The sequence below is a fragment of the Microtetraspora fusca genome (assembly GCF_001570365.1).
Classification (GTDB): domain Bacteria; phylum Actinomycetota; class Actinomycetes; order Streptosporangiales; family Streptosporangiaceae; genus Microtetraspora; species Microtetraspora fusca.
In genome coordinates this window covers 118,894-127,827 of the sequence record NZ_BBYK01000049.1, presented here as the reverse complement: position 1 = coordinate 127,827, position 8,934 = coordinate 118,894, and the positions used below count along the sequence as shown (strand labels likewise).

9 protein-coding genes are annotated in these 8,934 nt (G+C 71.9%); 3 read left to right on the top strand and 6 right to left on the bottom strand.

What is annotated here, in order from left to right:
* Nucleotides 1-82: 82 nt before the first annotated feature.
* The 6 genes from rfbB to AWQ68_RS19475 form a co-directional block, all read right to left on the bottom strand.
* Complete coding sequence (gene rfbB / locus AWQ68_RS19500; RefSeq protein WP_066942292.1) at nucleotides 83-1,057, bottom strand: dTDP-glucose 4,6-dehydratase; 975 nt, start codon at nucleotides 1,055-1,057, stop codon at nucleotides 83-85.
* Between the two features lie 25 nt (nucleotides 1,058-1,082).
* Entirely contained in the window at nucleotides 1,083-2,147 is a 1,065-nt protein-coding gene (locus tag AWQ68_RS19495; protein WP_066942291.1) for a glucose-1-phosphate thymidylyltransferase, read from the bottom strand.
* Between the two features lie 2 nt (nucleotides 2,148-2,149).
* Nucleotides 2,150-3,517 (bottom strand): sugar transferase, encoded by a 1,368-nt coding sequence (locus AWQ68_RS19490; RefSeq protein ID WP_245655992.1) that lies wholly within the window; start codon nucleotides 3,515-3,517, stop codon nucleotides 2,150-2,152.
* 401 nt (nucleotides 3,518-3,918) lie between these two features.
* Entirely contained in the window at nucleotides 3,919-4,320 is a 402-nt protein-coding gene (locus tag AWQ68_RS19485; RefSeq protein ID WP_066942289.1) for a hypothetical protein, read from the bottom strand.
* Between the two features lie 43 nt (nucleotides 4,321-4,363).
* Nucleotides 4,364-4,978 carry a GntR family transcriptional regulator gene (locus AWQ68_RS19480; protein ID WP_066942288.1) on the bottom strand — a complete coding sequence of 205 codons (615 nt, stop codon included), beginning with the start codon at nucleotides 4,976-4,978 and terminating at the stop codon, nucleotides 4,364-4,366.
* A complete protein-coding gene (locus AWQ68_RS19475; protein WP_066942287.1) occupies nucleotides 4,975-5,919 on the bottom strand; it encodes a DMT family transporter in 945 nt (314 codons plus the stop codon). Before AWQ68_RS19475 ends, AWQ68_RS19480 begins: the two co-directional genes overlap by 4 nt.
* An 85-nt stretch (nucleotides 5,920-6,004) precedes the next feature.
* Here AWQ68_RS19475 and AWQ68_RS19470 point away from each other — a divergent pair, with 85 nt between their 5' ends.
* The 3 genes from AWQ68_RS19470 (at nucleotide 6,005) to AWQ68_RS19460 (ending at nucleotide 8,888) form a co-directional block, all read left to right on the top strand.
* Nucleotides 6,005-6,394 (top strand): barstar family protein, encoded by a 390-nt coding sequence (locus AWQ68_RS19470; protein ID WP_218006934.1) that lies wholly within the window; start codon nucleotides 6,005-6,007, stop codon nucleotides 6,392-6,394.
* Nucleotides 6,395-6,564: 170 nt separating this feature from the next.
* Nucleotides 6,565-8,538, top strand: a complete 1,974-nt coding sequence (locus AWQ68_RS19465) for a sensor histidine kinase (protein ID WP_066942286.1) — start codon at nucleotides 6,565-6,567, stop codon at nucleotides 8,536-8,538.
* Nucleotides 8,535-8,888 carry a DUF742 domain-containing protein gene (locus AWQ68_RS19460; protein WP_066942285.1) on the top strand — a complete coding sequence of 118 codons (354 nt, stop codon included), beginning with the start codon at nucleotides 8,535-8,537 and terminating at the stop codon, nucleotides 8,886-8,888. Before AWQ68_RS19465 ends, AWQ68_RS19460 begins: the two co-directional genes overlap by 4 nt.
* Nucleotides 8,889-8,934 lie beyond the last annotated feature (46 nt).

Here is an 8,934-nt window from a genome sequence, read left to right as displayed (position 1 = left end):
GGTCGTCACCGTCTCGGTGGCGGCGGCGGACGAGGTGCCCGTAATCGGCATGGCGAGCCTTTCGGCGGAGGGGGGAACGGGGTCAGCGGCCGCGGGCCGGCAGCGGTTTCCACCAGAACGGGTGGTCCTGGTACCAGCGCACGGTCGCGGCCAACCCCTCGTCGAACGGCACCTCCGGCGCGTAGCCGAGGGCGCGCAGCCGGCTGTCGTCCAGCGAGTAGCGGCGGTCGTGGCCCTTGCGGTCCGGCACCCGCTCCACCAGCTCGGCCGGCGCGCCCAGCAGGCCGAGCAGCCGCGTGGTCAGCTCCAGGTTGGTCAGCTCCGCCGTACCGGCGATGTGGTAGACCTCGCCCGGCTCGCCCAGCTCCGCGACGAGCTGGATCCCCCGGCAGTGGTCCGCCACGTGGATCCAGTCCCGCACGTTGCCGCCGTCGCCGTACAGCGGGACCGGCCGCCCCTCGATCAGGTTCGTCACGAACAGCGGAATGATCTTCTCCGGGTACTGGTACGGCCCGTAGTTGTTGCCGCACCGGGTGATCGACACCGGCAGCCCGTGCGTCACCGCGTACGCGCGCGCGATCAGGTCCGCGCCCGCCTTCGACGCCGAGTACGGCGAGCGCGGGGCGAGCGGGGCGCTCTCGTCCCAGGAGCCGTGCTCGACGCTGCCGTAGACCTCGTCGGTGGACACCTGCACGACCCGGCGCACCCCGGCGGCCAGGCACGCCTCCATGAGCGTCTGCGTGCCGAGCACGTTCGTGCGGACGAAGTCGGCCGCCGCGCCGCCGATCGAGCGGTCCACGTGCGACTCGGCGGCGAAGTGGACCACCACGTCGTGCCCGGGGACGACCTCGGCCAGCAGCCCGGCGTCGCACACGTCGCCGTGGACGAACGCGAACCGGCCCTCGACCTCGGCCAGGTTGGCCCGGTTCCCGGCGTACGTCAGCCGGTCGAGCACCGTGACGGACGCCCCGGCGAAGGCCGGGTAGCCGCCGCCGAGCACGGTCCTCACGTAGTGCGAGCCGATGAACCCGGCCCCTCCGGTCACCAGAAGTCTCAACGGAACCTTCTCCCGTACGCCAGGGTCACGAGCTGATCTGGACCTTGCTGTGGTCGCCGAGCACCAGCCGGTGCGCGCGGGGCGCGGCCGGGGCCGGGGTCACCTCCACGTCGTGGCCGATCAGCGACGCCTCGATCCGGCGCACACCGCAGATCGACGCCCGGGGCAGCACGATCGAGTACTCGATCTCGCTGCCGCTCACCACGCATCCGGCGGCGATCGACGTGAACGGCCCCACGTAGCTGTCGGAGACCCTCGCCCCGGGGCCGATCACGACCGGGCCGACGATGCGCGACCGCTCCACCACCGCGCCGCGCTCCACGACCACCCGGCCGATGATCTCGCTGTCGGTCACCCGTCCGTCCGAGCGCGGCACGAGCGACTCCAGGACGAGCCGGTTGACCTCCAGCATGTCGGCGACGTTGCCGGTGTCCTTCCAGTAGCCGGTGATCACCGTGGAGTCCACCCGCCCGCCGGAGTCGATCAGTTCCTGGATGGCGTCGGTGATCTCCAGCTCCCCCCGCCAGGACGGCTTCAGCCCGGGCACCACCCGGTGGATCTCCGGAGTGAACAGGTAGACGCCGACCAGCGCGAGGTCGCTCTTGGGCGCCCGCGGCTTCTCCTCGAGCCCGACGACCCGCCCCGCCGCGTCCAGCTCCGCCACGCCGAACTGGCGGGGGTCGGCCACCCGGGTCAGCATGATCTGGGCGGCCGGTCGGCGGGCGCGGAAGCCGGCGACGACCTCGCTGATGCCGCCCACGATGAAGTTGTCGCCGAGGTACATGACGAAGTCGTCGTCGCCCAGGTAGTCGCGGGCGATCAGCACCGCGTGCGCCAGGCCGCGCGGGGCGTCCTGGCGCAGGTACGTCACGTCCAGCCCGAAGGCCGAGCCGTCGCCCACGGCCGCCTCGATCTCGGCCTGCGTGTCGCCCACGACCAGGCCGATCTCGGTGATCCCGGCGGCCCGGACGGCCTCCAGCCCGTAGAACAGCACGGGCTTGTTCGCCACCGGGACGAGCTGCTTGGCCGAGGTGTGCGTGATGGGACGCAGCCGGGTGCCGGAGCCGCCCGCGAGCACGAGTGCCTTCACGGCTAATAGGCCCCTTCCCCGGTGCGCACCGCGGACCACGTCTTCCACAGGATCTGCAGGTCGAGCATGAGCGACCAGTTCTCCACGTAGCGCAGGTCAAGCCGTACGGACTCCTCCCAGGACAGGTCGGAACGTCCGCTCACCTGCCACAGGCCGGTCATGCCGGGCTTCACCACCAGGCGGCGGCGCACGTCCGCGCCGTACCGCGCCACCTCCGCGGGGAGGGGCGGGCGCGGGCCGACCAGCGACATCTCGCCGCGCAGCACGTTGACGAGCTGCGGCAGCTCGTCCAGGGAGTACCGGCGCAGGACGCGGCCGACCCGGGTGACCCTTGGATCGTTCCTGAGCTTGAACAGCACGCCGTCGGACTCGTTGGCACCCGCCAGCAGGGGCTTGATCAGCTCGGCGTCCGCCACCATGGTGCGGAACTTCAGCACGTCGAACTCGCGGCCGTGCCGGCCCACCCTCCGCTGCCGGAACAGCGCGCCCCCGGGGCCGGTCGCCCGGATCGCGACGACGATGGCGAGCATGGGCAGGGCGAGGACGAGCAGCGCCACGCCCGCCACGACCCTGTCGAACACGCTCTTGACGAGCTGCCGGGCGCCGTTCAGGTCGGGATGCTCGACGTGGAGCAGCGGCATGCCGGCGACCGGCCGGATGCTGGTCCGCGGGCCGGCCACGTCCATCAGCGCGGGCGCCACGAAGAGGTCGGTCGCCTGGTCCTCCACGCTCCAGGCGAGCCGGCGCAGCACGGCGCCGTCCAGTTCGGGACAGGCCAGCACGGCGACCGCGTCCGCCCCCACCTTGGCGACCACACCCGCGACGTCGGAGAAGTCCCCGTAAACGGGGACGCCCTGCACGTCCGGTGGCCCGTCGCGGTGCTGCTCGGCGGTGAGGCATGCGGCCACCACCCGCATGCCGTGGTGCGGCTGCCGCCGGAACTGCAGCACCAGGTCGCACACCGAGGCCCGGTGCCCGACCGCGACGACGCGGCGCATGTACTCGCCCCGGGCCCGCCGCCGGTGCAGGCGCTTGCGCATCCGGTGGCGGAAGCCGAGCGTGAAGACGGTCGCCACCGGGAGCATCGCGATCACCAAGCTCCTGGCGGGTGTCGTCTGCGTCGCGTACGCGCCGACGGCCACTGCCCCCATGAACCGCACCCCGCCGTTGAACACACCACGAAACTCCTCGCTGCCCTCGCCGTGGGCCCGCTTCCGGTACGCGCCGCCCAGCGACATCGCCAGCGGCCAGGCCAGGATCAGCACGAGGCCGAACGCGATGTCGAACGCGGGCACGTACGCGCCCAGCGAGAGCCGGACGGCGGCGGTCAGCACAACGGCCGCCACCGCACATGTCACGTCTCCCGCCATCAGATTTCGGACATACGATCGCGACCAAATAGTCGGAGACGACCACGAATCAATGTCCGAATCCGCGGAATCCTCCTCCGCCAAGTCCGCCTTCATGCATCACCACCGCACGTCGAACGTAACGATCACATGCAAAACAGACGCACTTTCGGTCCCATCGGGGCACTTAGGAAACTTGAGCGATACCGCGATTGAGACCCGTCACGATCTTAGGGAGCGAGACTTCGCCAGAAAACCGTTCCAACATGTCCACATTCGGCCAATAGCAGCGAAGTAGAATATATTGACAAGTGATCGGAAAAATGCCCAACGAGCCGGGTAATTACGATACGAGAAAACCGCTAATGGCGAATGAAAAGACCGGTGACTATCCGCGAATACAAGCGATCCGCAATCCGGTGTCAGTCGTATTCGAAATCCGGCAGCGGTGACGGCGGCTCGGGGCTGCGCCAGACCACGACGTAGTCGTCGGCCGCCGCCTCGACCGCAGAGCTGAGCCGGTCGAGGTCGAAGTCGGGCAGGTAGCGCAACCGAGCCAGAAAGGACGCGTCCGTCGCCGACGCGGGGACGACGCACCCCTCACCGTCACGGGACAGCAGGACGATCAGGACGTCGTCCTCCTCGTCCCCCCGCCGCTTCTCCCGCCCGTCGCCGGAGTCCGCGCGCGGGTCGGCGGGGCCTCCCACGCGCACCTCGACGACGTCCTCCCATGCGAGGGCCTCGACGCTGCCGTCGGCGTAGTGACGGGTCACGCCCTCTTCCGTGACGTACACATAGGACTCCGGCACTGCGTTGGCGTGCATGGGCGGATTGTGACTACATCCACCCGCTCCGTGCAAGAGCGCGTCAGCCGCTCCGCCAGTGGAGATGCTCCCTGACGGCCCGCCGCGCCGCCTCCCGAGGCCCCCGCGCGATCGTCTCCAGCAGCTCGCGGTGCTCGGCCACCAGCTCGTCCCGGTCCGGGTAGACGTCGCGGAGCCGCACCATGCCGAGGCGGGTCTCGGTGGCGAGCGCGCCGTAGAGACGCTCCAGGCGAGGGCTGCCCGCCGCCACGACCAGCGCCTCGTGCAGCGCCATGTGCTCGCCGACCACGGCCGCCCACGGCGCGTCGGGCGGGAGGGCGGCCAGCCGCTCCAGCGCGGCCTCGGCCGCCGCCACCCGGCGGCCCGCGACGGCCTCGGCCATCAGGTCCTCCAGGGGCCGCCGCACGTACATGAGGTCGGCGAGGTCCGCGGGCGTGACCTCGGGCACGTACGCGCTGCGATTGGGCTCGCGCCGCAGCAGCCCCTCGTGGACGAGCGTGGCGAGGGCCTCGCGCACGGTCGGGCGGGCCACGCCGTACCGGGCGGAGATCTCCTGCTCGGGCAGGGACGCGCCGGGGCGGATGTCGCCGGAGAGCACGCGCTCGCGGAGCGCCGCGGCCAGGGCCTGCACGGTGGAGACGGGTCGGAGGGACGTCACGCGGACGAGCTTAGGCCGGTCACCGGGTCCAGGGACGCCGGGTGGGACCGGCCCCGGTCGGGCAGCGCCACGACGACCAGGCTCGCGGCCAGCAGCGCGAGCCCGCCCCAGGAGATCGCCGACAGGTGCTCGTGCAGCACGACCAGGCCGAGGATCGCGGCCACCGCGGGCTCGGCCAGGGCGAGCGTGGCGGCGGTCGCGACGGGGGTCGTGCGCAGGCCCCTGCCGTACAGGACGTAGGCCAGGGCGGTGGTGGCGCAGCCCAGGTAGAGGGCGGCGAGCAGCCCGCGCGGCTCGGCCAGCCAGCCGGAGCCGCTGACGACGAGCACGGGCAGCATGATCAGGCCGGCGATCCCGAAGAGCACGCCCATCACCGTGTCGGACCCCATGCCCGCGCCGATCGCCCGCGCCGCCGTGACCGCGTAGAACGCGTAGAGCAGGCCGCCCAGCAGGGCGAGCGCGATGCCGCCCGCGTCCGCGCCGCCGGCCCCTCCTCCGGTCACCAGTACGGCACAGCCCGCGATGGCGGCGGCCGTCGCGACCGCCCACCGCCGGCTCGGCCGGTTCCGGTCGAGGAGCCAGGACAGCAGCCCCGTGAAGACCGGCCCGCTGCCGATGGCGACGACGGTGCCGATCGCGACCCCGGTCCTGGCGACTGCGGCGAAGAAGCAGAGCTGGTACGCCGCGACCGCCAGCCCGCCGGCCGCGAGCAGCGCCCCGGGGACGCGCCGGGCGGCCCTTCCCGGGGCGCTCGGCGTCACCCGCCCGGCGGCCGCACGGGCGGCGCGCGCCGCGACGGCGGCCAGCACGGCGCCGCCGATCACGAGGCGGGCCGCGGCGAGCGGGATGGATCCGGCGGGGGCGAGCGCTCCCGCGGTGCCCGCCGTCCCCCACAGGACGGCCGCGGCGACGACGGTCAGCGAGCCCGAGCGCGAAGTCATACGACGATTGTCTGACAACCAGACAAAGATTGTCCACCGGCGCGGTTCCGTGCCCCTGAGCTGGGCGATCGTTAGCCTGGCCCGCATGACGCAGTCAAGGGTCGCGGGACAGTTCATCAAGGCGCCGACGGGGATGGGAGTCGCGGCGGCGATCAGACAAGTCCGGCTCCGCGGCGCGACACCGCACGTTCTGGACGGCTCGGGCGCGCAGAGCCCGGCCACGATCCTGGAGCTGATCGCCCGCGCCCTCGACTTCCCCGAGGACTTCGGGCACAACTTCGACGCCCTCTACGACTGCCTCACCGACCTGTCCTGGCTGCCCGCGGGCGAGCACGTGCTCATCTGGTCCAAGCCCTCGGCGCTGCGGCGGGCCGACCCCACCGCGTACGACGCGCTGGGGAGCGTCCTGTCCGACGCCGTCGCCGACGGAGCGTCGGGCAAGGTCGCGTTCTCGGTGACGATGCTCGCCAACTGAGCGCGGCTTCCGCCCTCCACACAGGTCGGCCGCACAGGTCGGCCGGCGACCACGGGCGCAACGATCAGGAATGCCGCTCTTTCGTTAGATGTCGCCGGTGGTAACCACATCTCGGTCGTTGCTAATGTTTCGCCCCAATTGACACAGCGGTTCGTGGTGGGCGAGGTCACATGGCAAGACGCAGGCGTTCGGTACGCGCCAAGATCTTCGCCATCATCCTGGTCCCCGTCACGGCGCTGGTGGCGGTCTGGGCGTACGGCTCGGTGATCACCGTACAGAACGGTACGGAGCTCCTCAAGATCCGTACCGTGTACGACGACGTGGTGGTCCCGACCCAGGGCGTCATCGACGCGCTCCAGGCCGAGCGCGCCCTGTCCGCCTGGTACCTCGGCTCCAAGGCGATGGTGGCCTCCCCGGAGCTGCGCAGCCAGCGACAGAAGACCGACAAGGCGGTCGCGGACCTGGAGCAGGCGTCCGCGCAGGCCAGGGACGACACCCCGGACGAGATGTGGGGGCGGCTCCGCGAGCTCGTCACCTACGCCCGCGGCCTGGACGGGGTGCGCAGGCAGGTGGACCAGCGCCAGCTGACGGCGATGGAGGCCGTGGAGCACTACAGCTCCGTCGCCGAGGTGGGCTTCCAGGTCTACGACCGGCTGATGATCGCGGACGACCTGGACATCATCCAGCAGGTCAAGGCGGTCATCCTGGTCAGCCGCGCCCGCGAGGTGATGAGCCAGCAGTCCGCCGTGGTCACCGGGGCGCTCGCGGCGTCCCGCATGACCAAGGCCGAGTACGACGCGTTCGGGAAGATGACCGGCAAACGCAAGCTCCTCTACGAGCTGGGCGTCGGCCAGCTCGACGCCGAGCTGGCCGCCCCGTACCTGACGTTGAACGCGTCGGCCACCTACCGGGCGTTCAGCTCGATGGAGACCGAGGTCACCGACAGCGTCACGCCCGGCCGGGCCCTGGGCCCCGGCGCGCTCCCCTGGCGTACCGCGGGCGAGGCCATGACCGTCGCCCTCGGCGGGCTGATCGGCGAGGCGAGCCAGACGATCGCCGACCGGGCGGTCCCGCTCGCCGAGAAGGCGCTCTGGCGGATGGGGATCGCCGCGGGCGCGGGCCTGCTCATCGTGGCGTTCAGCGTCCTCTACTCGATCAGGTTCGGACGGCGGCTGACCGCCGAGATGGTCGGGCTGGAGCAGGCCGCGATCGAGCTGGCCGACCGGCGGCTGCCCGCCGTCGTCGGCCGCCTGCGGCGCGGCGAGGACGTGGACGTGGCCGCCGAGACGCCGCCGGTCACCATCCCCGGAACCACGGCGGAGGTGGACCACGTCGCCAACGCGTTCACCTCCGTGCAGCGCACCGCGATCGAGGCGGCGGTGGACCAGGCGCGGATGCGCGACGGCGTCAGCAAGGTCTTCCTCAATCTGGCCCGCCGCAACCAGTCGCTGCTGCACCGGCAAATCGCGATGCTGGACAGGTTGGAGCGGCAGGTCACCGATCCGGACGTGCTGGACAAGCTGTTCGGCGTCGACCACCTGACGACGCGCATGCGCCGCCACGCCGAGGGCCTGATCATCCTGTCCGGCGCCGCTCCCGGGCGCGGGTGGCGCACCCCGGTCGCCCTGTACGACGTCGTACGCGCCGCGACCGAGCAGGTGGAGGACTATCTCCGGGTCGAGATCGAGGTGCCGCACGGCCCGGCGCTGCTCGGCCCGGCCGTGACCGACATGATCCACCTGGTGGCCGAGCTGGTGGAGAACGCGACGATCTTCTCGCCGCCGCACACCCAGGTGCTCGTGCACGGCGAGGTGGCGGCCAGGGGGTTCGCCCTGGAGATCGAGGACCGCGGCCTCGGCATCGGCGCCGAGGAGATGGCGCAGATGAACGCCAGGCTGGCCGAACCGCCCGAGTTCGACCTCGCCGACAGCGAGCGACTGGGCCTGTTCGTCGTCGGACGGCTCGCGCGGCGGCACGGCGTGCGGGTCTCCCTGCGCGCCTCGGCGTACGGAGGGACGTCCGCGATCGTGCTCATCCCCGCGAACCTGATGGCCGACGACGCCACGCCCGAGTACGCCGTCGGCGCCGCGGCGGTGGCGGACGACGGCAGACCCGGCCGGGAGCGCCCGCAGGAGGAGTCGTGACGGAGCAGGAGTACGGCCCGCTGCTACGGCCCTACACCATCACGCGCGGCCGGACCCGGCCCACCGGCCCGGAGTTCGACCTGGTGACGATCATCAGGACCGCGGCGCCGGAGTCCGACCGGTCGGGTGGGCTGTCGCCCGAGCACCTGCGCATCCTCGACATCTGCCGCTCCCCGACCACGCTGGTGGACCTGGCGTCCGAGACCGGGCTCTCGGTCAACGTCCTGCGGATCCTGCTCGGGGACCTGCGGGACCGCGGTGTGATCACCGCGCACGCGCCGGCCACCGCGGGCCGGTTGCCGGAGGAGCGCATCCTGCTCGAGGTGATCCAGGGGCTCCAGGCGCTCTGACCCAGGGAGTGTCTGACAAATGCTGCCCGTCGCGGGCGTGATTTGT

Bases quoted from the DNA above. Each gene is read 5' to 3' on its own strand.
- AWQ68_RS19475 (WP_066942287.1), bottom strand. From the start codon at position 5,919: ATGACTTCGCGCTCGGGCTCGCTGACCGTCGTCGCCGCGGCCGTCCTG.
- AWQ68_RS19470 (WP_218006934.1), top strand. From the start codon at position 6,005: ATGACGCAGTCAAGGGTCGCGGGACAGTTCATCAAGGCGCCGACGGGG.
- AWQ68_RS19485 (WP_066942289.1), bottom strand. From the start codon at position 4,320: ATGCACGCCAACGCAGTGCCGGAGTCCTATGTGTACGTCACGGAAGAG.
- AWQ68_RS19465 (WP_066942286.1), top strand. From the start codon at position 6,565: ATGGCAAGACGCAGGCGTTCGGTACGCGCCAAGATCTTCGCCATCATC.
- AWQ68_RS19490 (WP_245655992.1), bottom strand. From the start codon at position 3,517: ATGGCGGGAGACGTGACATGTGCGGTGGCGGCCGTTGTGCTGACCGCC.